General features: G+C 38.2%; 20 protein-coding genes and 3 pseudogenes. 15 read left to right on the plus strand and 8 right to left on the minus strand.

Features of this window, described 5'->3' with window-relative positions; all coding sequences use genetic code 11:
- Window positions 1-122: 122 nt before the first annotated feature.
- A complete protein-coding gene (locus OWR28_RS07680) occupies window positions 123-965 on the minus strand; it encodes an alpha/beta fold hydrolase (protein WP_332386128.1) in 843 nt (280 codons plus the stop codon).
- A gap of 61 nt (window positions 966-1,026) precedes the next feature.
- On the opposite strand from OWR28_RS07680, the gene OWR28_RS07685 reads away from it, so the two are divergent.
- From OWR28_RS07685 to OWR28_RS07705, 6 genes are all read left to right on the plus strand, one after another.
- Entirely contained in the window at window positions 1,027-2,133 is a 1,107-nt protein-coding gene (locus tag OWR28_RS07685; protein ID WP_332386129.1) for a PKD domain-containing protein, read from the plus strand.
- A 32-nt stretch (window positions 2,134-2,165) separates the two neighbouring features.
- Entirely contained in the window at window positions 2,166-2,282 is a 117-nt protein-coding gene (locus OWR28_RS26905) for a T9SS type A sorting domain-containing protein (protein ID WP_494168442.1), read from the plus strand.
- A 15-nt stretch (window positions 2,283-2,297) separates the two neighbouring features.
- Window positions 2,298-3,071 (plus strand): HipA family kinase, encoded by a 774-nt coding sequence (locus OWR28_RS07690; RefSeq protein ID WP_332386130.1) that lies wholly within the window; start codon window positions 2,298-2,300, stop codon window positions 3,069-3,071.
- Window positions 3,058-3,441, plus strand: a complete 384-nt coding sequence (locus tag OWR28_RS07695) for a DUF3037 domain-containing protein (RefSeq protein WP_332386131.1) — start codon at window positions 3,058-3,060, stop codon at window positions 3,439-3,441. The genes OWR28_RS07690 and OWR28_RS07695 overlap by 14 nt, the downstream gene beginning before the upstream one ends.
- Window positions 3,442-3,463: 22 nt before the next feature.
- Complete coding sequence (locus OWR28_RS07700; RefSeq protein WP_332386132.1) at window positions 3,464-4,498, plus strand: alpha/beta hydrolase; 1,035 nt, start codon at window positions 3,464-3,466, stop codon at window positions 4,496-4,498.
- A gap of 193 nt (window positions 4,499-4,691) precedes the next feature.
- On the plus strand, window positions 4,692-6,533 hold the full coding sequence (locus tag OWR28_RS07705; protein ID WP_332386133.1) for a carbon starvation protein A: 1,842 nt from the start codon (window positions 4,692-4,694) through the stop codon (window positions 6,531-6,533).
- Window positions 6,534-6,724: 191 nt separating this feature from the next.
- On the opposite strand, the gene OWR28_RS07710 is transcribed toward OWR28_RS07705, so the two are convergent.
- Both OWR28_RS07710 and OWR28_RS07720 read right to left on the minus strand, forming a co-directional pair.
- Complete coding sequence (locus tag OWR28_RS07710) at window positions 6,725-9,502, minus strand: TonB-dependent receptor domain-containing protein (RefSeq protein ID WP_332386134.1); 2,778 nt, start codon at window positions 9,500-9,502, stop codon at window positions 6,725-6,727.
- A 402-nt stretch (window positions 9,503-9,904) separates the two neighbouring features.
- Window positions 9,905-12,232, minus strand: a pseudogene (locus tag OWR28_RS07720) (ATP-dependent helicase).
- A 292-nt stretch (window positions 12,233-12,524) separates the two neighbouring features.
- On the opposite strand from OWR28_RS07720, the gene OWR28_RS07735 reads away from it, so the two are divergent.
- The 3 genes and pseudogenes from OWR28_RS07735 (at window position 12,525) to secG (ending at window position 16,420) form a co-directional block, all read left to right on the plus strand.
- Window positions 12,525-13,838, plus strand: a complete 1,314-nt coding sequence (locus tag OWR28_RS07735; protein ID WP_332386138.1) for a M16 family metallopeptidase — start codon at window positions 12,525-12,527, stop codon at window positions 13,836-13,838.
- A gap of 53 nt (window positions 13,839-13,891) precedes the next feature.
- Window positions 13,892-15,936: pseudogene (locus OWR28_RS07740) on the plus strand (M16 family metallopeptidase).
- A gap of 133 nt (window positions 15,937-16,069) precedes the next feature.
- Window positions 16,070-16,420, plus strand: coding sequence for a preprotein translocase subunit SecG (secG, locus tag OWR28_RS07745; protein WP_332386139.1), 351 nt, complete (start codon window positions 16,070-16,072; stop codon window positions 16,418-16,420).
- Window positions 16,421-16,473: 53 nt separating this feature from the next.
- On the opposite strand, the gene OWR28_RS07750 is transcribed toward secG, so the two are convergent.
- The 3 genes and pseudogenes from OWR28_RS07750 to recR all read right to left on the minus strand — a co-directional run bounded on the left by OWR28_RS07750 (window position 16,474) and on the right by recR (window position 17,917).
- Window positions 16,474-16,905, minus strand: a complete 432-nt coding sequence (locus OWR28_RS07750; protein ID WP_332386366.1) for a hypothetical protein — start codon at window positions 16,903-16,905, stop codon at window positions 16,474-16,476.
- Window positions 16,830-17,306: a glycosyltransferase gene (locus OWR28_RS07755; protein WP_332386140.1), complete on the minus strand. Its 477-nt coding sequence runs from the start codon at window positions 17,304-17,306 to the stop codon at window positions 16,830-16,832. The genes OWR28_RS07750 and OWR28_RS07755 overlap by 76 nt, the downstream gene beginning before the upstream one ends.
- 1 nt (window position 17,307) lies before the next feature.
- Window positions 17,308-17,917: pseudogene (recR, locus tag OWR28_RS07760) on the minus strand (recombination mediator RecR).
- A gap of 235 nt (window positions 17,918-18,152) precedes the next feature.
- Here recR and OWR28_RS07765 point away from each other — a divergent pair.
- From OWR28_RS07765 to OWR28_RS07785, 5 genes are all read left to right on the plus strand, one after another.
- Window positions 18,153-18,758 carry an LURP-one-related/scramblase family protein gene (locus OWR28_RS07765; RefSeq protein ID WP_332386141.1) on the plus strand — a complete coding sequence of 202 codons (606 nt, stop codon included), beginning with the start codon at window positions 18,153-18,155 and terminating at the stop codon, window positions 18,756-18,758.
- Between the two features lie 23 nt (window positions 18,759-18,781).
- The gene (locus tag OWR28_RS07770) at window positions 18,782-19,273 is read left to right on the plus strand and encodes a hypothetical protein (protein WP_332386142.1); all 492 of its coding nucleotides are present in this window, start codon (window positions 18,782-18,784) and stop codon (window positions 19,271-19,273) included.
- A 147-nt stretch (window positions 19,274-19,420) separates the two neighbouring features.
- Window positions 19,421-20,863 carry an aminoacyl-histidine dipeptidase gene (locus OWR28_RS07775; RefSeq protein ID WP_332386143.1) on the plus strand — a complete coding sequence of 481 codons (1,443 nt, stop codon included), beginning with the start codon at window positions 19,421-19,423 and terminating at the stop codon, window positions 20,861-20,863.
- A gap of 214 nt (window positions 20,864-21,077) precedes the next feature.
- Window positions 21,078-21,659, plus strand: coding sequence for a TIGR00730 family Rossman fold protein (locus OWR28_RS07780; RefSeq protein ID WP_332386144.1), 582 nt, complete (start codon window positions 21,078-21,080; stop codon window positions 21,657-21,659).
- An 18-nt stretch (window positions 21,660-21,677) separates the two neighbouring features.
- A complete protein-coding gene (locus OWR28_RS07785) occupies window positions 21,678-22,046 on the plus strand; it encodes a hypothetical protein (protein ID WP_052186912.1) in 369 nt (122 codons plus the stop codon).
- Window positions 22,047-22,108: 62 nt separating this feature from the next.
- Here the strand turns inward: OWR28_RS07785 and OWR28_RS07790 are convergent, their stop codons facing one another.
- Both OWR28_RS07790 and OWR28_RS07795 read right to left on the minus strand, forming a co-directional pair.
- Window positions 22,109-22,438 (minus strand): 2Fe-2S iron-sulfur cluster-binding family protein, encoded by a 330-nt coding sequence (locus OWR28_RS07790; RefSeq protein WP_047098450.1) that lies wholly within the window; start codon window positions 22,436-22,438, stop codon window positions 22,109-22,111.
- Between the two features lie 12 nt (window positions 22,439-22,450).
- Entirely contained in the window at window positions 22,451-23,506 is a 1,056-nt protein-coding gene (locus OWR28_RS07795; protein WP_332386145.1) for an NAD(P)/FAD-dependent oxidoreductase, read from the minus strand.
- Between the two features lie 153 nt (window positions 23,507-23,659).
- Between OWR28_RS07795 and OWR28_RS07800 the strand changes: the two genes are divergently transcribed.
- On the plus strand, window positions 23,660-24,430 hold the full coding sequence (locus OWR28_RS07800) for a DUF3108 domain-containing protein (RefSeq protein ID WP_332386146.1): 771 nt from the start codon (window positions 23,660-23,662) through the stop codon (window positions 24,428-24,430).
- The last annotated feature ends 206 nt before the right edge of the window (window positions 24,431-24,636 follow it).

Genomic DNA, 24,636 nt, shown 5'->3' on the forward strand with positions numbered 1-24,636 from the left:
ATTCTGTTTTAGTTTCTTTTTTACATGAAACAACAAATAATGACAGCGCGAATGCGCCCGCAATAACTTTTTCATAGTGATATTGATATGGTGATTAATATGTTAACGTAATTTTAAAATCTTTATTTCAATTTTTCTTTGATAAAATCAATACATTTTTCGGTTACAGTATTCAGATCTTTAGGTAAATCTGTTTCCGTCCATGGTTCTTTTGCCCCGAAAGTATGATTGGCATTTTCAATCAGAAACAGTTCGGAATTCGGGTGGAGAATATGAAGATGCTCTGCCTGTTTTACTTCTACAGCCTCATCTTCTGTTCCATGAATAATGAGCATATGTGCTTTTGCCATTTCTGTAGCTCTTTCCACATCAAAACGGTGAATATTCTGTTCATAGTCCTCATAAAACTGGTAATAATGCGGCATTTCCTGTTTGGTACGTCCGTTAACCGCATAATACACTCCATTATTTTTCCAGTTTTCAAAAGCCTCTCCTTTTGGAAACCGGTCCAGAGTATCAACACTGGCCAATGTTATCAACCCATTGATTCTTTCATCTTCAAAAGTTTTAATAATAGAAATACCTCCTCCCCTGCTGTGTCCCATCAGAACAATCTTTTCGTCATCCACATGAGGGTTTTTACTGAAGTGGTCAATTACTACTCCAAGGTCAGAAAGTTCCCTGGAATAATTATTATGTCCGAAAGCTTCAAGATCTCCAAAACTGAACGGATCATCCGTTGTCGTTCCGTTATGTGAAAAATTAAATTTGACAAAGAAAAACCCGGCTTCGGCAAATTTTTCAGCCATCAGGTTCCAGGCTCCCCAATCTTTATAACCTTTATATCCGTGAACAAATATGACTAAGGGAAGTTTTTGTTCTGTGTTTTGGTAAAAAGCATCGGCAAGAAAACCTCTTGTTTCTTTATTCTCTAAATATATATTCTTTTTGACAATCAAATTCATAAAATAAACGGGTTTTATTCAATATTATTTATATTTATGGGATCAATTCAAACTGAAATTTATGAAAAAAACTCTACTTTTTTTATTTTTAATTACTTTTTCTTTAGTGGTCTGTCAGACGACCAAAAGAGTCTTCTTCATCGGGAACAGCTATACTTACGTTAATAATTTACCTGGTCTTATTCAAAGTATTGCTACAGCTAATGGCGATGTATTCGAGCATCACAGCCAAACTCCGGGAGGTGCTACACTTCAGAATCACTCCAATAACCCGAATGTCATTTCAGACATCAATCAGGGAAACTGGGATTATGTAGTATTACAGGAACAGAGCCAGCTTCCGTCATTCCCGGATTCACAGGTTCAAAACCAGGTGTATCCTTATGCACTTCAGCTTTCTAATTTAATTAAAACATCAAATCCCTGTGGAAATGTTATTTTTTATATGACCTGGGGCCGTAAAAACGGAGATGCTACGAACTGTCCCGGGCTTCCTACTGTCTGTACCTATCAGGGAATGGATACTCAAATTTATAACCGTTACATGGAAATGGCAATGAACAATGAAGGTATTGTCTCTCCGGTAGGCAAAGTCTGGAGAACGATCAGAGAGCAAAATCCAGCCATTGAATTGTATGATCAGGATGAATCACATCCCAGTTATATAGGTTCTATGGCGGCTGCGTATACATTTTATACGATTATATTCAAGAAAGATCCTACCCAGATTCCTTTTAATGGGAATCTTACTCCTGCACAGGCTCAGCTGATCAAAGAAATAGTGAAAACAGAAGTATATAACCAGCCTGGTAAATGGTATGTAACCAACAATGATGTTCACAGCAGATTCACGTATCAGCTTACCGGAACAGGAACGGTTCAGTTTACCAACACAACCCAGAATGCAGCTTCTTATTTATGGGATTTTGGTGATGGTACAACATCTACTTTGGAAAATCCGACGCATACTTATACTGCAGGAGGAAATTATAATGTTAAACTGACAACTGATGCCTGTGGAGCAACAACTAACAAAACAAAACTGGTGGTTATAAATACATTAAATACTGCTGAAACAACTATAGAAAACGGAATTCAAATATATCCAAATCCGGTTCAAAACCTTATTAACATTATTTCTAAAAGAAATTTGAAGTCGTTTCACTGACAGAAGCATCTGGAAAAATCATTCCTTATCATTTGAATAAAACGGAGAATAGCTACAGTATTTCATTTCAACATTTGACGAGCGGAGTTTACTTCCTGAAATATAAAACAGGTGAAAAGGAATTCACTAAAAAAATTATTAAAAAATAAGCTTATTTTTGCTGTATGCAGAATTTAAGAACTGTAACCGTGATGCGTTACATTCTGCCACTGAGAGAAGGAGGATCTCTTCCGGCTCTGGCAGAAGCTGATGATGATTTCAAATATGTATTAAAATTCCGTGGTGCAGGCCATGGAGTAAAAATGCTGATCTCCGAACTGTTGGGCGGAAAGATTACCGAAGCATTGGGACTTAAAATTCCTGAGCTTGTTTTTGTCAATCTTGATGCTGATTTCGGAAGAACGGAAGCCGATGAGGAAATACAGGATCTGCTGAAGTTTTCCGAAGGTCTGAACCTTGGACTGCATTATCTTTCCGGCTCTATCACTTATGATCCCGGAGTAAGTGTGGATCCGCTTCTGGCTTCGAAAATTGTATGGCTGGACGCATTCATCACCAATATTGACCGTACTTTTAAAAATACGAATATGCTGATGTGGCATAAAGAACTCTGGATCATTGATAATGGCGCCTCGTTCTACTTCCACCACTCATGGCAGAATTTTGATACAGCTGCCAAAACACCGTTCAAATACGTAAAAGATCATGTGCTTCTTCCAAAAGCAAAAATGCTTGATGAAGCAGACAGGTTTGCCCATGAAGTTCTGAACGAAACACTATTCAGGGAAATTGTCAATATGATTCCTGAAGACTGGTTACATTGGAATGATGCTGATGAAACTCCTGAAGAAATCCGTGAAATCTATTTTCAGTTTTTGAAAACCAGATTAGAAAATTCTCAAATCTTTGTAAACGAAGCCAAAAATGCAAGAGGATAAAATATATGAATATGCGGTAATACGCCTTGTACCTAAAGTTGAAAGAGAGGAATTTTTCAATATCGGACTGGTGATGTTTTCAAAAAAGGAAAAATTCATCAGGGTAGAATTTTATTTGTGCCCCGACAAGTTTAAGCTGATGCACAGCAAGCTGGATTACGAAGATATCATCCATAATCTGGAGAGCTTTCAGAAAATTGCCAATGGTGATAAAGACGGCGGCCCTATTGCAGTGCTTGATATCCCGGAACGTTTCCGATGGCTGACAGCCGTAAGAAGTGCTGTCGTTCAAACCTCCCGGCCCCATCCGGGAAAATCAAAAGATCTGAATGCCACTTTTGGTAAGCTTTTTGAGGAGTTAGTAAAATAACTACACCCTTAAAAAATTTAATATGAATTTATCGATAAACAACATATCAATCTACAGGTTTTTCAAAAACCTGTTTTTTATTTCATTTTTAAGTTTTTCCAATTTATCTTTTTCACAAGACCTTCCATTAAGACCAGCCAAAGCTCCTGCTGTAAAAAGCACATTACTTCCTGAAATAGCAACAGTTTCCGAGGATATTGTTTACAAAACCGACAGAAAAGGCAAACCTCTCGATCTCGATCTCTATACTCCTAAGAACAGCACCACAGAAAAACTTCCGGTATTGATCTACGTTCATGGAGGCGGATGGGTAGAAGGTGACAAAGTGGTAAATGCCGGGAATTATCTTGAAACGACCATTAAAAAGCTAGTGGCCAAACAATATGCGGTCATCAGTATCAACTATACGCTGCTAAGTGACAGTATTCATTTCCCGCTGCCTTTGGAAGATACCAAAGATGCAGTAAGATGGGTCAGAAAAAATGCAGAAAAATATCATTTTGACACCAGCAACATCGGTCTTTTCGGGGCCTCAGCGGGGGCTCATCTTTCCCTGATGGCAGCTTATACACCAGACAATACCTATCTGGGTAATCCTGAACTTTCATCGTATTCTGCTAAGGTAAATTATGTAATTGATCACTATGGCCCTGCAGACCTCAACAAACTTTTCCACACAAGATTAGGGACGATCCCGGTGGGAATGATCGGATTAATGTCCAAAAAAATTGTCGGCTTACAGGAAAATCTGGTGAAAGGGATTTCCGGATATGATATCAGGAAAGATCAGGACAGCGCGATAGATTATCTTAAGACGATATCCCCGGTTCATTTTGTTTCAGATGGTGTTCCTACTTTAATTGTCCAGGGAAATAATGATAAAATTGTTCCCTTAAGCCAATCTAAAAAGCTTCACAGAAAATTAAACAGAGCCAAAATAGAGAACACTCTCATCATCGTTGATGGCGGAGTCCATGGTTTTGGTACCACAGATAAAGACTATCTTGATAAAATAACAGATGGGATGGTAGACTTTATTCTTTCACAGAAAAAATAATATACATACGCCTATCTGTCTTATATTTAAAATACTTAAAATCAATACAATAAACCATAATAAACCACAAATATGCTAGATTGATATACATATTGGTATTTTTTATTCGGGAATTAATTACCTTGGCTAATGATTAAATTATTTATAATAAAAACAACAATAATTTAATCATTCATCAATAAAAATAAGCAATATGGATTCACTAAACAATATCAATGCGCTTACCCTCATATTTGCATCTGTTCTTATTTTCGCGATCGCTTACCGGTTCTATGGTATTTTTATTGCAAACAAAGTGCTCCGTTTAAACGATCAGAATATAACCCCGGCCGTCGAATTTGCAGATGGTAAAGATTATGTTGCTACCAATAAAAATGTGCTTTTCGGGCATCATTTTGCCGCTATTGCTGCCGCCGGGCCGTTGGTAGGACCTGTTCTTGCAGCACAGTTCGGATATCTTCCCGGAGCATTATGGATCCTTATTGGGTGTGTTCTGGGAGGAGGAGTGCATGATATGATCGTACTTTTTGCTTCCGTAAGGCATAAAGGCCAGAGCCTTGCCACCATTGCTTCCAAAGAAATCGGCAAAGCAACGGGAACCGTTGCAGGATTTGCCATTCTTTTCATTCTTATCCTTACACTGGCAGGATTATCATTAGCTTGTATCAATGCAATGCACGAAGCTTCATGGTCTCTGTTTACGGTAGTCATTACTATGCCCATTGCAATCATTATGGGTCTCATCATGCGATACAAAAAGAACAGTGTCCTGTTTGCAAGTATTTTGGGAGGTATTCTTTTAGTTGCAGGAATTATCGGAGGGCACAGCCTCATGCAGAATCCTACGATGAATAATTTATTTTCATGGGACATTAAAACGATCTCTATAGCGATTCCTCTGTATGGCTTTATTGCTTCTGTACTTCCGGTATGGCTTCTTTTGGTTCCAAGGGATTATCTGTCGACCTATTTAAAGATCGGAACTATTATCATGCTGGCCATCGGCGTAATCGTTATTCACCCTACCATACAGATGCCGGCTATCACAGCTTTCATTAATGGCGGAGGTCCTATTATAGGCGGACCTGTACTTCCTTTTATTTTTATTGTGATTGCCTGTGGTGCGATTTCCGGATTCCATGCGGTGATTGCTACGGGAACGACTCCAAAAATGCTTAATAAAGAAAGGGAGATTCTTTTTGTAGGATACGGAGCCATGCTGGTAGAAGGATTTGTTGCATTAATGGCACTTATTGCAGCCTGCACATTGATGCCGGGCGATTATTTTGCGATCAATACCCCTAAAGAAGCTTATGACTCATTCCTTGCTGCGCACCCTTCTCTTCATGGAGTAGATATTGATTATTATTCGCAGAAAATAGGTATTGACCTCTACGGCAGGACAGGAGGTGCCGTATCTCTCGCTGTAGGAATGGCTCATATCTTCAATAAAATTCCATATATGGATCAGCTTACCGCGTATTGGTATAATTTCGCGATCATGTTTGAAGCCGTATTTATTCTGACTGCCATTGATGCAGGAACAAGGGTAGGACGCTTCTTTTTACAGGAAATGCTGGGTTCTGTTGTTCCGAAATTCAATGATAAAAACTGGATTCCCGGAATCATTATCAGCAGTCTTCTTTTCACGTTTGCCTGGGGCTATCTGGTATACACAGGAAATGTAAACAGCATATGGCCGTTATTCGGGATCAGTAACCAACTGTTGGCTGCCTGTGGGCTCATTGTCTGTACAACTATGCTGATCAGGATGAACCGGGGTAAATATGCCTTATGTTCTGCAGTTCCCGGAGTTTTCATGGCTGGAATTACTTTTTGGGCCGGTTATATACAGGTAACCGCCATTTACATCCCCAAAGGACAATATTTGCTGGCAGCTTTAGCGGTAACGGCAATGGTTCTGATGCTTGTTGTGTTTATCGGAGCTTTCAGGAAATGGTATCAGCTGCTTCAGATCAATAAAACAGAGATTGATCATTATGGGGAACCTGTGAAGGAACTTGTAGAAAGATAGATCCATATTCTATAAATTTAAAACCATTAAGAAGGATTTAAAGGATAGCTAAGATGAATGATTCTGATTTTTAAGCTTATCTTAATACTCTTAAACTCTTATTACATCTTAATGGTTTAAAAATAAAAGTTCAGAAAAAAACAGTTCAGAATTTCTGAACTGTTTTTTTATAAGCATTATCTGTTATTATATTAAAAGTTGAAATTAAGTCTTGTAAAAACATATCTTCCGTTCTGTCCAAACTGTGATGTTGACCGTGAGTAAACGAACTGATCATTATTTGTAGAAGCAGGAAGGTTTTTCGTTGGATAAATATCAAATAGGTTATTGACCCCCAAAGTAAGCCCTACATTTTTGGTAAACTGATAGGCAGCAGAGATATCGGTAATGATTTTATCTCCGATCTGCTGATGTTCATTAAAATCAATGATTCCGTCTCCATTCACATCAATAACATCCGCACCTGTTACTTTTCCGAAGTAGGTATTTCTCAGGTAGAAGCTGGCATTTTTCCATGAAAGGGTATGCGAAAGGCTGGCTTTCACTCTTGGCACAGCTTCTTCAAGATACACTCTTGATTTTTCAGAAAAATAAATCTTTTCAAGGGAAGGAGACTGCAGCAGCCCGGCCGAATGAATTTCTCCAACCTGTTTGGTCTGGTTCAGGTTAATCGCAAAGTTGTTATCCAGTTTAAATCCTGAAAATCTTGCATTATGTGAAATCACAACATCTACACCTTTTGTTTCTGTATCGATGGCATTGGTAAAGAATTGTGCAGCATTGATTCCTAATTGGTCATAAGCTTCCTGTGCTTTCTGTGGAACGCTTGCTCTTAAGAACTGGTCTGTAAGAATAATACGGTTATCAATTCTCGTGAAATACCCGTCTGCTGTAAAGCTAAGCCCCGCCGAAGGAATTCTGTAAGTAAACCCTACACTTGCTGACTTGGAAGTTTCCTGTTTCAGCTTTGGCATGTCCAAAAGCCCTGCGAGCTGAGAATCATTACTGAAAGTTCCTACTTCCAAAAGCTGATTATTCGTAAACAATGTAGAGGTTACATTATAGTAAATCTGGTGGATAGACGGAGCTCTGAATCCTGTAGAACCCGCAAATCTCACATTGAAATCCGGAGCAACCTTGATTCTTGATGCAAATTTATAATTGAATGTCGATCCGAAATCTGAATAGTTTTCATATCTCGCCGCTGCATCTACCAATAACCAATTGGTAAAGTTAAATTCCACATCCGCATAGGCAGCAACAGACTGTCTGTTTTTATCTACCGCATTACCAGGCTTAAATCCGTTGAATACCTGGGAACCTCCCGGAAGCAATGCTCCGAAAAAATCTGTAGGTCTTACAGAATTTCCGTTCCAAACATTTCCTGAAATGTCATATGTTGCATAAGAAGCTTCCTCTCCCTGGGTAATTTTAAAATTTTCATAACGGTGCTCACCTCCAAAGGCTACATTGATACCTTCCCATACATCATATTTTTTAGAGAAATCTAAATTGATGGTATTTTGAGAAAACCTTAAACCACCTGCATCGAATTCATTGGGTGAAGCAAAACGCATTGAGGTGTTTCCTGTATTTCCGATGTTATATGTAAAAGAATTTTGTCCGAAAGTATTACTGAAATCAATATTCCATCCGTCCCATTTCCCTTTAATTCCTGCAGCTAATGAAATATCCTGAATATCTGTTCTGATCTGTGGGAGATAACCATTCGGATATAAACCAGTAAATGTTCTGCTCTCTCTTGGTCTTCTGTAAAATCCTCCGGAAGTTCCGTGCCTTAAGCTGTATCCTCCAAAAGTGTATACTTTCCAGTTGTCACTGACAGGGATTTCAGCATTCACAAAAAGCTGATGGTTATTCAGTTTAGACTGTCCTACCTGCATGTTAAAATCTTTTCTGGTCTGACCTCTGTAAGCAAGCTCCTGATCTGTCACATCAGCACTGAGTAAAGACCAAAGTCCTTTCTGAACAACATTGCCTGAAGCGTCCGTGATATCTTTAAATGTATTTGCATTTTGTATATCTGAGAGTTGAGTGGCACTAAAGTAGTTTACCCCCTGAGCATACTGATGTACATAATTAATAATTTGCTGTGAATTGGGCGTATTATTTATATTGGTAAACAAAGAAGAAAGGTTCACGCCGTCATTTAACGCACGTTGCTCTATGGCATTATAAGCGTTATAAATTTTTCCGCTTTCTGTTCCTGCCCTGTACGTTGGATTTCTGAACTGTGAAGACCAGGTAATATTAAAGAATCCTCCTTTGGTTCCGATTTTATTTCCATAGTTCAAGTCCAGCTGAATATTCTGTCCGTCAAAATCTCCGGTATGGTCATTAGCAGTTGGTGTTAAATTTCCTCCGTAGCTGATCTGACCTGCCAGCTTCCCTGTATCTCTTTTCAGATCAAGGTTGATAACTCCTGCAATAGCATCGGATCCGTATTGTGCGGCAGCGCCGTCTCTTAGTACTTCAATTCTGTTTAAAGCGAAAGACGGAATGGCATTCAAATCGGTTCCAACGGTACCTCTTCCCGGCGTTCCGTTTACATTCACCAATGCTGAAGTATGTCTTCTTTTTCCATTCACCAGAACCAAAACCTGATCTGGTCCCAACCCTCTGAGCTGTGCTGGATCCAGGTGATCTGTACCATCAGAATTAGTCTGAATGGTGGAAGTAAATGAAGGTGCTACGGCGTTAAGGATCTGCCCTATATTCGTCTGCGGAAGAATAATTGAAGATTCTTTTACATTGAAGACATCTACAGGAACCGCACTTTCTATCTTTGACCTGGCACCGGCCCTTGAACCCAATATGACTACTTCTTCTACATTATTCGTTTTTATACTGTCTTTGTTTGTTTTTATGCTGTCTTTTTCCTGTCCGTAAGTAAATACACCAAGGAAAAATAAAACAGAGGCCGAAAGAATAGTTTTTTTATTTCTCATATAGTTTAGAATTTGATAACATTTATGTTTTTACAGGGTGCAAATGTAAAATTTATTTATTAGTCTACAAAACAACTAGACTTTGTTTTTATAAAAAATAGTTATCGTTTCTTTCTATTCCTCACTTAAAGTTAAGATAAATTAAGGAAACATTCATAAAAAACATTGTTTTATAGCAGGTTAAATGAATTTTATAAAAATGCTACGAACGCAAAGACATCCTTGGCTGATTAGTCTTTCGTTCGCAATGGCACTTCGTTAAGCATAGGACTTCTCTTAGCTGGTGGAAACGCTTTGCGGACGAAAAAATGAAAGAGTTCAAATAGAAACTCTGTGAACTTCGCATTAAATAAAAAAACGGATCCAAAATTGAATCCGTTTTCTTTATATTTTATGATAAAATTAAATCTTAGTCAGTTTCGCGTATTTCAGGATCAGGTTTTTCTCTCCTTCATGCATGAAAACTACTTTTGCTTTGATATTCTGTGGATCTGTTCCGTCCAGAAAAGTAACTTCTCCTATTCCGAAACGGTCATGTCTTACTTTGTCCCCTACTTCAATATCCTGAGATGAGGCTCCGCTTGGATTGATAATTTTAGCTGTGCTTACAGGTTTCAGTTTTCTAACTTCCGGTGCCGGTTTTGAAGTCTCCCCTCTGTCGATTGTCTTTTTTCAACCTTTTTGAAAGATCTCATTTCTGAAGGATGCTCATCAAAAATATTGGACTTTACCCCTGAATTATTGATGAACCTCTTTTCCATGGCTGGATTAAGAAACTCAATATACTCATCATCAATTTCACTTAAGAATCTTGAAGGTTCAGCATCGGTGATTTTTCCCCACTGGAAACGGGAAACAGCATAGGAGAAGAAGGCCTGCTTTTCAGCTCTTGTCAATGCTACATAGAACAATCTTCTCTCTTCTTCCAGATCTTCTCTGGTGGCAGAACTCATAAAGCTGGGGAAAAGGTTTTCTTCAAGGCCCACTAAGTGAACCACCGGGAATTCCAGTCCTTTTGAAAGGTGAATGGTCATCAGTGAAACCATATCATCTTCCAGTTCTTTATCCTGAGTATCTGCAGAAAGGGCAATATTTTCAAGGAAATTGGAAAGACTCGGATCACCGTCTTCAAGCTGCATCTGTTCTTCAATGAATCCCTGCATAGAGTTCATCAATTCCTGAACGTTTTCTACTCTGGAAATTCCTTCAGGAGTCTGATCATCTTTCAGGAATTTGATTAAACCGCTTCGTTTTGCCACTTCCATAGCAACACTGTAGGCTGTTTCTGTTTTCAATAGTACCTGGAAGGCCTTGATCATGGACCAGAAGTCATTCAGTTTGTTTAAAACTCCATTGTTAAGCCCTAGCTGTGGGGCATACATCGGAAGATTATCCAATACCTTTGAAACCGCAATATTGTGAGCATCTGCAAAAACAATCAGCTTATTCTGTGTTGTTTCCCCGATTCCTCTTGCCGGATAATTGATAATCCTCATCAATGCTTCAGAATCGTTCTCATTGATCAGGAGACGAAGGTACCCGATAAGGTCTTTTACTTCTTTTCTTTGGTAGAATGAAAGTCCCCCGTAAACTTTGTAAGGAATATTTTTACGCCTCAGTGCATCTTCAAAGGCACGCGTCTGAGAATTGGTTCTGTATAAAATGGCAAAATCGCTGTACTTTCTCTGGTCACGGTTACGAAGCTCCCAGATATTTCCTGCGACAAAATTGGCTTCATCGGCATCGGAAAGAGATCTGTATATTTTGATCTTATCCCCTTCTTCATTATCACTGAAAACATTCTTCTTGAATTGCTGCAGGTTTTTTGCGATGACTACATTGGCGGCATTTACAATATTCTGTGTAGAACGGTAATTCTGCTCCAGCGATACCGTTTTAGCATCCGGATAATCTTTTTTAAAGTTTAAGATATTGTAGATATTGGCTCCACGGAAAGAGTAGATAGACTGTGCATCATCCCCTACCACGCAGATATTTTCAAATTTTGAAGCCAATGCTTTTACAATAAGGTATTGAGAGTGGTTCGTATCCTGATACTCATCAACCATAATGTATCTGAATCTGTCCTGGTACTTTGCCAGTACTTCCGGAAAACGGGTCAATAATTCATTGGTCTTTAGCAGAAGATCATCAAAATCCATAGATCCGTTTCTGAAACACTGCTCAACATATCGCTGATAAATCTGCCCGATGAACTTCATATTTGCTTTTTCATCAGCCTCCATCAGTTCCGGATTATTAAAATAAGCTTTTACCGTAATCAGATTATTCTTGTAGGTTGATATTCTTGCCTGAACTTTTTTAGGTTTATAAAGGTCTGCATCAATATTCATATCCTTCAGAACCTTTTGATCACGTTCAAAGCATCCTGCTGATCATAAATCGTAAAGTTGGATGGATATCCAAGGTAATGGGCTTCAATTCTTAAAATCCTTGCAAAAACCGAGTGAAAGGTTCCCATCCAGAGACTTCTTGCATTGCTTTCCCCACAACTTTTGCGATACGGTCTTTCATTTCACGTGCCGCTTTATTGGTAAAGGTGAGCGCAAGGATATTGAAAGGGTCTATTCCGTTGTGTATTAAATGGGCAATACGCATAGTAAGTACACGCGTTTTACCGGAACCAGCTCCGGCAAGCACCATCAGAGGCCCCTGTAAAGAGGTAACGGCTTCATATTGTGATTCGTTGAGTCCTTTCAAATAGTCCATACAGCAAAAAATTTGGGAACACAAAATTAAGGTATTCGGAGGAGAATTCAAACTCTCATAGAGAAGTTGGGATTAAGATTGTATTGATCGTGTTTGTCAATGGGCAATTTTGCTTCACAAGTGAATCGTGAATGATTATTCATAGCCTCAAATTCCGCAACCCGAATCGCATAACAAATTGACAAATGGAGCGAATTCACCATTCACTATTCACATTTACCTATCTATTTCTACACATTCTGTAACATTTAATTCACTTTTCATACTAATTGGTAAACAATTTCTAAATTTTATGAAAAAGCGACTTCTTTCTGCTGCTGCCGTAGCTTTCTTCGGACTAATGCTTAATGCACAGCAAATTAAATTCGAAGAATATGACCTTCCTAATGGTCTTCATGTAATTCTTCATCAGGATAACTCCGCACCGGTGGTGACAACGGGTGTAATGTACCATGTAGGTGCAAAAGATGAAGTAAAAGGCAGAACAGGTTTTGCTCATTTCTTCGAACACCTTTTATTCGAAGGAACTCCTAATATCAAAAGAGGAGAATGGTTCAAAATCGTTTCTTCAAACGGAGGGCAAAACAACGCCAACACCACCAATGACAGAACCTATTATTATGAAACATTCCCTTCCAACAATGAACAGCTTGGACTTTGGATGGAAGCTGAAAGAATGCGTCACGCCGTCATCAACCAGATTGGTGTGGATACGCAGAGAGAGGTGGTAAAAGAAGAAAAAAGATTAAGAATGGATAACCAGCCTTATGGAAATCTTTTCACAACCATTCAGAAAAATTTATTTACCAATCACCCGTACAACTGGCCGACAATCGGTTCTATGGAAGATCTGAATTCTGCAAAATTAGAAGAATTCCAGGCGTTTTATAAAAAATATTACGTTCCGAACAATGCTACTTTGGTTGTTGCAGGAGACATCAAACCTGAGCAGACAAAAAAATGGATTGAAACGTATTACGGAGGAATTCCAAAAGGAACAGTATATCCGAAAGATTTCCCGAAAGAAACTCCTATCACTCAGGAAAAAGAAGTTACTGCTACTGACCCGAATATCCAGCTTCCGGCTTATATTTTCGCATACAGAACTCCGGCTAACAAAGAGAAAGATGCTTATGTTTTAGATATGCTTTCTTCTTATTTAAGTAATGGTAAATCTTCCGTTTTATATAAAAAATTGGTTGACCAGGATAAAAAAGCACTCCAGGTAGCTGCTTTCAATCAGGGTCTTGAGGATTACAGTATCTTCGCATTCTTCGCTATTCCGATGGGACAGACTACCAAACAGGTTCTACAGGCAGATATTGATGCTGAAATCAAAAAGCTTCAGACTACTTTAATTTCAGAAGAAGATTATCAAAAGCTTCAAAACCAGTATGAAAATCAGTTTGTAAATGCCAACTCAAGCATTCAGGGCATTGCTGCTTCACTGGCAACCAACCATGTATTGATGGGTGACACGAATCTGATCAACAAAGAAATTGACATTTACAGATCCATCACAAGACAGGATCTTCAGAATGCGGCTAAAAAGTATCTTAATTCCAACCAAAGAATAATCATCAACTACGTACCGGAGAAAAAGTAATCATTCCAACTTTTCAGGTTAACCTATGATTATTAAAAATTAAATTTTTACAAATGAAAAAGCAATTAACATATATAGCTGCGGCATTTTTCTTTACAGGAATGGTTTCAGCACAAAAAATAGATCTTAATGCAATGCCAAAGCCAGGGCCTACTCCAGCGATCAACATTGCCAAACCAAAAACATTCCAGCTAAACAACGGCCTTACAGTAATGGTGGTTGAGAACAACAAGCTGCCAAGAGTAAGCGCAAGCCTTTCTATGGACAGACCTCCATACAACGAAGGCGCTGTAACCGGGGTAAGCGAAATTATGGCTGAACAGTTCGAAAACGGTACAACCAACATCAGCAAAGATGATTTCAACAAAAAAGTGGATTATCTTGGGGCTAACCTTAATTTCTCTTCAGGAGGTGCTTCTGCCAATTCACTTTCCAAATACTTCCCTGAAGTATTAAACTTAATGGCTGATGCCATCATCAATCCAAAATTCTCTGCAGAAGAAATTCAAAGTTCTAAGGAAAGAGCTATCGAAGGATTAAAATCCGACGAAAAAAATGCATCTTCCATCGCTGCAAGAGTTTCCAACGCTTTGATGTATGGAAAAAATACTTCAAGAGGTGAGTTTGAAACGGTAGAATCTATCAACAAAATCCAGCTTGCTGACGTACAGAATATATACAAAAAATACTACGCTCCGGACAATGCTTATTTAGTCATCGTAGGAGATGTAAAGTTTGACCAGGTAAAACCGCTGATCGAGAAAGCTTTCAGCAGCTGGAAAAAGGCAAATACACCTGTTACTCCATTAGAACCGGCTTCTAATGTTACTAAAACAGAAATCAACATAGTGGATGTTCCTTCCGCAGTACAGTCTGTTGTTTCCTTAAACAACCTGAATACCCTGAAGATGAAGGATGCCAACTACTTCCCTGCAACAATTGCCAACTACATTCTTGGAGGTGGTGGTGAAGCCAGGCTTTTCATGAATCTTCGTGAGAAAAACGGATTCACTTATGGTGCTTATTCAAGCATGGTTGCAAGTAAGTATTCACCACAGTTCTCTGCAAGTGCAAGCGTAAGAAATGAAGTTACAGACAAAGCAGTTAAGGAATTCATGAATGAACTTAATGCTATTTCTACAGTAAAACCGGAAGAACTGGCCAATGCAAAAGCAAAACTGAAAGGAGCTTTCATTATGTCTTTAGAGCAGCCTGCAACGATCGCAAGATTTGCCTTGAATCAAAAGGTTCAGGATCTGCCTGCTGATTTCTACACCAATTACTTAAAATCTATTGATAAAGTAACTGCTGCAGATGTTGCCAATGCTGTAAAAGCTACCATCTTACCCAACCAGAGCAGAATTTTCATCGCAGGTAAAGCCTCTGATATTTCTGAAGGATTGGAAAAGCTGGGGTATCCTGTAAAATATTTCGATAAAGATGCCAATCCTGTAGCAAAACCAACGGTACAGAAAGTGGATGCCGGTGTAACTGTTGCATCTGTTGTTGATAAATACATCAATGCCATCGGAGGAAAAGCTAATCTGGCGAAAATTACTTCTTACACCACAAATGCTTCAATGTCTATGCAGGGGCAAAACATCGATTTTAAAATCATTAAGGCACAAGGCGGAAAAGAGCTGACCACTGTAACAGCAATGGGACAGGTGGTGCAGAAGCAGGTATTTGACGGAAAAACAGGCTATTCTGAGCAAATGGGACAAAAAGTTGCCATCACACCGGAAGAAATTGCCGAAAAACAAAAGAACCCTGAGCTTTTCGAAGAACTAGGATTCGCAAAATCTGCTGATTATAAATTAGGCGGAATTGAGAAAATCGGAAGCGAAGATTCTTATGCAATTAAAGGTGGAGATACAACGTATTACTACAGTGTTGCAACAGGATTAAAAACCGGAGAAACTAAAAAGTAAAAGCTAAGGGTCAGGAAATGACCATCCCAACAACATTCTCCAATTACAAAGATGTAGAAGGGGTAAAAATGCCTTACACCATCTCTGTAAGCCAGATGGGAATGGATATGACCATGACGGTAAAGTCTTATGAAATCAATAAGGCAACGGATGCTGATTTCAAATAAAAACACCTTATTTTTATAAAAAAAACGGTAACAATTGTTGCCGTTTTTATTTTTATCAACATTTGGCGACATCTTTTTTTGCCATTCAGTAAAAAAAGATTAAATTTGCCCATTCAAAAAGATATCAGAATTAATGGATACTATATTTACACTATTGATGGTTCTTGTTATGATTGCCAGTGTTTTATTGGTAATTATCGTTATGGCGCAAAATCCAAAAGGAGGAGGCCTTTCCAGTACATTCGGAGGTGCATCATCTGCACAGTTCGGCGTACAGAGAACCAATGATTTCATGGAAAAAGCAACATGGACTCTGGGCGGAACTATCATCGTTCTTATCCTTTTAAGCGTTGTTATTACAGGCAAGCCGTCTCAGGCACTTCCTGCACAGCAACAGCCAGCGAAGAAAGAAGCTCCTGCAAAACAGTCAGCTCCTGCTTCTTCTACAACGACTCCGGCACAGACTCCTGCACCGGTAAAATAAGAAGAATATTATCTTACATAAAAAACAAAAGCAACTCAGATTGAGTTGCTTTTTTATTTTAACCTGATCTTTTCAATCTGATGCCGGAGCTTCAATCCTGCTTTCAAAAATGAATATTGTACAGGTTTCGATTCCTTGTAATACTTATCAATAAAGATCTGCATCGCTCCATAAAATCTGTTGAGATATACTTCATCTTTAATCGTGCTTTCTCCTTTGTGATGCAGGATTGAAACCTTTCCGTAATAGAAGTTTTTATATCCGTTTCTTAAAAAAGTATAGCAAAGATCTATATCTTCTCCATACATAAAATAAGCTTCATCCAGCCCGCCTATTTCTTCATATACTGCTTTTTTAGCCAATAAAAAGGCTCCTGTGACCACATCAACTTCCGCAACCTTATTTTCCTCTATATCGTTTCTGTAATAGGATTTTGAATTGTTCTTTTTAAAATTGGTAAACAGTTTTTCAAACGAATTGAACATATCCGGAACTGAGCGCTTACTTTCAGGCAAAAATTTCCTTCAGCATCATGCATCCTCACTCCAAGACATCCGAAAGAAGGCTGCGCATCTGCAAAATCCAACAATTCTTTCATATAAAACCCTTCAAACTCGGTATCAGGATTTAAAAGTAAAATATATTCTCCTTTTGCGGTCTGTATTGCCTGATTATTAGCTTTTGAAAAACCGCCATTTGTTTCAGAAGAGATAAAATGTATATCTGGAAACTCAGTAATAAGCTCTTGCCATGAAGGGTCTGTAGAAGCATTATCAATGACAATGATTTCATATTCTACTTCCCGGATATATTTTTGAAGTGACAGGAGACACCTTCTGAGCAGTTGGGTGACATTGTAATTAACAATAATGACAGACAGCTTCATATTAATCTTTCTCGTTGTATGGCAATCTGTTGATAATAGATCTTCCTAAAGAAATTTCATCGGCATATTCCAGTTCGTCTCCTACTGAAATTCCTCTTGCAATGCTTGAAAAACTGACATTGAAGTTTTTAAATTTCTTATAAATATAATAAGCTGTCGTATCTCCTTCCATCGTAGCACTCAATGCAAAAATAAATTCCTTTACCTTTCCTTCATTCAGCTTTTTTCAATGCTCGGGATGTTCAACTGGCCTGGTCCTACTCCTTCCATTGGAGAAATCTTTCCGCCAAGGATCAAGTATTTACCGGCGTATTTCCCTGTATTTTCAATAGCAATTACATCACGCACATCTTCAACAATACAGATCAGTTCGCCATTTCTTTTTCATTGCTGCATATTTCACAAACGTCAAAATCTGAAAAATTATGACATTCTTTGCAGTATTTGATTTCGTTAACGAGATTGATCAGGGAGTTGCCAAGACTTACGGCTCTGGAACTGGGCTGCTTCAACAAATGCAATGCTAATCTTAAAGCTGTTTTTCTACCAATTCCAGGCAGTCCGGAAATCTCATCCACCGCCTTTGCCAATACTTTACTAGGGTAATCCATAAGTACAAAAATAAGGATTAAAGTTGATAATTGATAGAGGATCATGATCGTCAATCCGCTTTGCCTTTGAATTTATATAAAATGACTATTAACGATTGACTTTGCACAGCAAAAATTGACCATTGCCCACTGACTAATGTCCCATTATGATATTTTATATTTCTCTCCTGACTGAGAACTCTAAAAAAACCTTTATATTTGCGGCTTAAATTAAATATGAAAAAAATAAACTGACATGGTACTTAACAATCTTAATTATCCACTGGATTTCAAATTCAAAATCACTACTTTAGCAAGTGACTTCAACATTACTGACAAAAACGGAAATTATGTAGCGTATGTTCGTCAGAAAATGTTTAAGCTGAAAGAAGATGTTATTGTTTTTAATGATGAAAGCAAGTCTAAAGAGCTTTTCAGGATCAAAGCAAATCAATGGATTGATTTCAACGCTTCGTATTCTCTGAATGATCTTATTGATAACAAAAACTACGGCAGACTGGCAAGAAAAGGGATGCGTTCTCTCTGGAAAGCCAGTTATGATATCCTTGATGCACATGATCAGCCTAGGTTTAAGATTCAGGAAGACAGCGCATGGGTAAGATTCTGGGACAGCTTTGTAGGAGAAATCCCTATCATCGGAATGTTCACCGGCTATTTCCTTAATCCATCCTATACAGTAACAGGTATTGATGGTAAGGCTTATTTTAAGCTTAAAAAAATGCCTTCATTCTTTGGAAGAAGATTTCAACTGGACAGACTGATAGACATTGATGATGAGGAAGAAAGCCTGGTAATCCTTTCTTTACTAATGATGACACTTCTTGAAAGAGCAAGAGGATAAACCAATTATAAAACCACAAACACATGAAATATTTAATCATTTTATTTTCTGCATTTCTGCTGGTAGCCTGTAAAAAGGAAAAAGAAACTGTTTCAGGTTCTGCTCCTGCTGATTCTTTACATATTACTAAAGATTCTGCTTCCACGGGTCCTTCTTCCGGAAATATCCTGGTGGGGACAATTCCGTTTCCAAAAGAAATCAAAGAATGTTCCTGCTATTTTGCTGTAAGCAAAACTGATTTTGAAAATGAAAGATACATCTACGCAGATGACGCCGGAAAGACCGCTTATATGATGCTGGACGGTAAAAGACTGGCCATGAATCTGATCTCATCAAGCGATATGGAAGTAGATGAATTGCTTACCAAAGAAATAGAAAATGATGATTATAAGATTTCTGTAAAAGGTAAAAAAATAAAAGGCGAAGAAGCGCTGCTGTTTGAAGGTAGTCTGACTATTGAGAAACCAGACGGCACCACTTTCACGACTCCTATTTATGGAGAGTGTGGATGTTAACAGGACGAAATCGCAAAAAGGCAAAAGGTAAAAAAGCAGATCAGCATATTTACTGTTTATAATTTTACCCTTATAAATCATACAAAAGTGCTTCTGTATCCCACAGAAGCATTTTTTATTTTGTAAATTTGAGAAAAATAAATTTCAATGGAATTATCTAATATAGAGCCGCAGATTATCTGGAAAAACTTCTCCAGATTAAATGCTGTTCCAAGACCTTCGAAAAAAGAAGAAAAAGTAATTGCTTTCATCAAAGGATTTGGTGAGAGTTTAGGACTGGAAACTACGGTAGATGAAGTAGGAAACGTTATTATTAAAAAACCTGCCACTGCAGGAATGGAAAACCGTAAATCTGTTGTGCTTCAATCTCACCTTGATATGGTTTGCCAGAAAAACAATGATGTTAATTTCGATTTTGAAACAGAAGGAATCAAAATGGAAATTGACGGTGATTGGGTAAAAGCAAAAGGAACAACTTTAGGAGCTGATAATGGCTTGGGAGTAGCAACTATTATGTCTATTCTTGAAAGTTCAGATATTCCTCACCCTGCATTGGAAGCGCTTTTCACCATTGATGAAGAGACAGGAATGACAGGTGCTTTGGGATTAAAACCAGGGCAGTTAACAGGTGATATTCTATTGAATCTTGACACTGAAGAAGATGATGAAATTGATATAGGATGTGCCGGTGGTGTTGATGTAACAATCACTCAAACTTACACTGCAGAAGCTTCAAAGGGTCAAATTGTAAGAATTGAAGTAAAAGGTCTTCAGGGAGGACACTCCGGAATGGACATCCACAAAGGGTTCGGAAATGCCAATATTATTCTTGGCAGGCTTCTTTACAGCGGATTGGAAAACCAGAACATTGAACTGGTTTCTATCGACAGCGGTGGCTTGAGAAATGCGATTCCAAGAGAAGGTGTTGCCGTTATTTCGGTGAGAAATGCTCAGGAGTTTATCGAAAATGTAACGGTTCTTAAGAAAGATATTTTAGAAGAATTCGCAACAGTAGAACCTGGAATTCAGATTAATATTGAGAGCTCTACATCTTCTGACAAGGCTATTTCTGAAGAAGATTCCAGAAAAGTGATCCTTACTTTAAAAGCGCTTCACAATGGAGTATACAGAATGAGCCCGGATGTGAAAGATCTTGTGGAAGCTTCCAACAATGTGGCAAGAGTAGAACTGAAAGGTGGAGAACTTAAGATCTTAAACCTTACGAGATCTTCTGTAGACTCTTCAAAATATTCAGTAGCAGAACAATTAAAATCTGTAGCAGAACTGGCAGGGATGAACGTTGAGTTCAGCGGTTCATACCCGGGATGGAAGCCAAAACCAGGTTCAGAAATTGTACAGCTGATGGAGAAACTTTACACAGAAAAGTTCAATGAGAAGCCTCATGTAGTAGCCTGCCACGCAGGCCTTGAATGTGGGATCATCGGTGCAAACTACCCTGAGATGGAAATGGTAAGCTTTGGACCTACTATCAGAGGGGCACACTCTCCTGATGAAAGAGCCAATATTCCTTCAGCTCAGAAATTCTGGAGTTTCCTGAAAGATATTTTAGCCAATATTCCTCAGAAATAAAACATTAAAATTACTATATTGAATATCCAAGGTCTTATGATTTTGGATATTTTATTTAAACTTAAACCATGAAGAGTTATTTAAGAAGTAAAAGATAGTTAAGAATATCCGTAAGCGGATTAATGAAGCCTATCACTTAAAAAATAGCAATAGATATTTCCTTAACACTTCTTAATCACCTAAAAGCCTTAATGGTTCAAAAAAATTAAAAACAATGAAAAGTATCACCGTATTCTGCGGCTCAAGTTTTGGTTCGCACGACATTTATAAAGAACAGGCATTCCTGCTTGGACAAACTCTGGCTAAACAAGATATACAACTCATCTACGGCGGTGCAGACGTAGGCCTGATGGGAACAATTGCTGATGGAGCGCTGAGCGAAAAAGGCAAGGTAATTGGAGTCCTTCCCTATTTCCTGCAATCCAAAGAAATTGCTCATAAAAATCTGACCGAACTGATTATCGTAGAAACCATGCATGAAAGAAAAACCAAAATGAATGAACTGTGTGATGGTGTTATCGTTCTTCCGGGCGGCTATGGAACACTGGAAGAGTTTTTCGAAATGATCACCTGGGCGCAGCTGGGACTTCACAAAAAACCCATCGGAGTGCTGAATATTGACGGCTTTTACGATGATCTGATCAATCTGGTTCAGACTATGGTGGATAAAGGATTTTTAAAGCAGGTAAACAGAGATATGCTGCTGATCAGCGATACTATTGATGAACTGTTGGAAAAGATGAGAAATTATCAGGCACCAACGGTTGGGAAATGGATTTCTAAGGAAGAAATTTAAAGTTTTATAGTCTTTCACATGAATAACTACAACGTTAATAAAGAAATGCTCGGAGTTGCCACAGTATTTGTAACTATATTCGTTATTGTTCCTGCTCTTTCTTCCTATTTTATGGAAGATTGTAAGACTGCGATGGAAAGAGTTAAGAAGCAAAAATGTAAAATTAGAGTTGAAAGTATTGAAGGTATAAAATCTCTTAAATTAAAGGGAACTATTCCTGAAAGCATTCAGCCTTGTGAATGTTATGACAACGGCCAATGGTGGGTTTCCTATAAAGATGAAATAGAACCGGGAGATTACTTTATAAAGAATGAAGGTGAAAGTTACTTAGAAATCATTAAAGAAGACACTCTAATCAGACACGAGTATATATGCTCTCAGAAATAAAATAAAACAAAACCCGTCCGAAAAACTCGGACGGGTTTCTTATTAAGATTAAAAAATATTTTCTAAGGATAAGGAGCAATTTCCACTTCAAGTCCTTCCATTTCATCCACAATATGCAGCTGGCATCCTAATCTGCTGTTGTCTTTCACATGAAAAGCTTCAGCCAGCATGGCATCTTCTTCATCTCCCATTGGTTCCAGACCAGGATCATTGATTACATAAACCTGGCACGAAGCACACATCGCCATTCCTCCGCATACACCAATAGTACCTTCTTCTGCCAATTCATAGGAACGGATAATTTCCATTAGGTTCATGGACATATCCGTAGGAGCTACGACATCGTGGGTTACCCCTTCTCTGTCTGTGATTTTAATATTAATATCTGACATAATTCTGCAAAATTAGTCAATTTTTTTCACAACAGCCTTCTCAGCTTCTTTACGGCTTCCGTCGAATCCGTCTACTCCACTTACCGTTGTATACTTTAAAACGAATTTTTTACCCGGATTCAGCCTGTTATAAACACTCTGACACATTAAAGTAGCCTCGTGGAAACCGCAAAGGATCAGCTTCAGCTTTCCAGGATAAGTGTTGATATCTCCAATAGCATAAATACCATCAATATTGGTCTGATAATCAAGAGCATTGTTTACAACGATTGCATTTTTCTCGATATTTAATCCCCAGTTCCCGATCTCTCCTAATTTTGGTGTCAATCCGAATAAAGGAATAAAATAATCTGTTTTAATATCGTAAGCTTCCTGGCCTTCCACTTCTACGGTGATCGCTTCCACTTTCCCGTCGCCTTTAATACCGGTAACTTCTGCAGGAGTAATTAATTTGATTTTCCCCTGGTTTTTAAGATCCTGAACTTTCTCTACAGAATCCAAAGCACCCCTGAACTCATTTCTTCTGTGGATCAAAGTGACTTCGCTGGCTACATTAGAAAGGAAGATACTCCAGTCAAGGGCAGAATCACCTCCTCCGGCAATAACTACTTTTTTGTTTCTGAAATGCTCAGGTTCTTTAACGAAATATTCAAGACCTTTTTCTTCATAATCAGCGATATTTTCGAAAGTAGGCTTTCTCGGTTCAAAAGTTCCCAGTCCTCCTGCAATAGCAATAGCTTTACATCTGTGAACAGTACCTTTGTTGGTAATCACCTCAAACCACTCATCATCAATCTTTGTATAAGAAACAGCGGTCTCTCCCAGAGTAAATCCAGGCTGAAACTGCTTGATCTGCTCCATCAAATTATCTACCAATTCTCCGGCATTTACTGAAGGATAACCTGGGATATCGAAGATAGGTTTCTTGGGATAAAGTTCCGCCAATTGCCCTCCCGGCTGTGGAAGTGCATCAATAATATGGCACTTCATTTTTAATAAACCAGCTTCAAAAACTGCAAATAGTCCTGTAGGTCCCGCACCTATGATCAATATATCAGTGGTTATCATAATCTTTAAGATAATTTAATTATACATGTAACTGCAAATTTACTAATTTTAATGCGAAGCATATTTAATTGATTCTAAATAAAAACCTGAGATTTGTCAAATATCTATCAATTAAGATTTTAAATTTGGCAATGTTTTTGTAAATGTCTTGTTATGAAGAAAATATTAACCTTTTTTGCAGTATTACTATTCTTTTTAGGCTCGGCCCAAATTGATAACATCGCAGACGGCGAGTCTATTACTCTTAGAATTCACTACGGTTTCCTGAATGCAGGAACTGCGAATCTTACTACAAAAAAGACCAACTACAAAGGGGTTCCTCATCTCTATGTAAAAGGAACAGGGCAGACAACCGGTGCTGTAAAAGCATTCTTCAAGGTAGAAGATTTATATGAAAGCTTCATCAATACACAGACAGGATTACCAAGCTTTTATGTAAGAAATGTACGTGAGGGAAGCTACCGCCAACATTTTGAGACCGCTTTCAATCACGATAATAACACTTTGATTCTAACAGATAAAAAGACACCGGCCAATGGGTCTAAAGTTTTAAAATCAGTGAAAGGGGTACAGGATATGCTTTCATGCTTTTATTATTTGAGAAGTAAAAGCCCGGATGAACTGAAAGTAGGAACTGTGATCAATATGAACGTATGGATTGATGATGAAATGTTTCCTTTCCAGCTAAAAGTGATTGGAACAGAAAACTTAAAGACAAAGTTCGGGACTATCAATTGTCTGAAAATTATCCCATCTGTAAAAAGCGGAAGAGTATTTAAGGAAAAAGAAGGAGTTACCATGTGGGTCTCCAACGATGCTAACCATATTCCTATGCTGCTGAAAGCGGAACTTGCCGTAGGAGCACTGAAAGCCAGCATTGATGATTATAAAAATGTGAAGTATCCTTTAAAGTTCAGCAAATAATAATCATTCGTTTCAATATAAAGCCTGTAATTTTGCAGGCTTTTTTATTTGTAATGTAATATATTCTAAACATTGATTGTCTTAATTATAGAGGCAGTCAAAGAGCTGCAGCATGTCAATACTGAGGGATCATCCTAAGTATGGACATAAGAAACAGACACGTGTAAATTTTTCAATAAGATCAGTTTTTAGTTACGTTTTGTTTC

The sequence above is a fragment of the Chryseobacterium sp. 1B4 genome (genome assembly GCF_036631475.1).
Classification (GTDB): domain Bacteria; phylum Bacteroidota; class Bacteroidia; order Flavobacteriales; family Weeksellaceae; genus Chryseobacterium.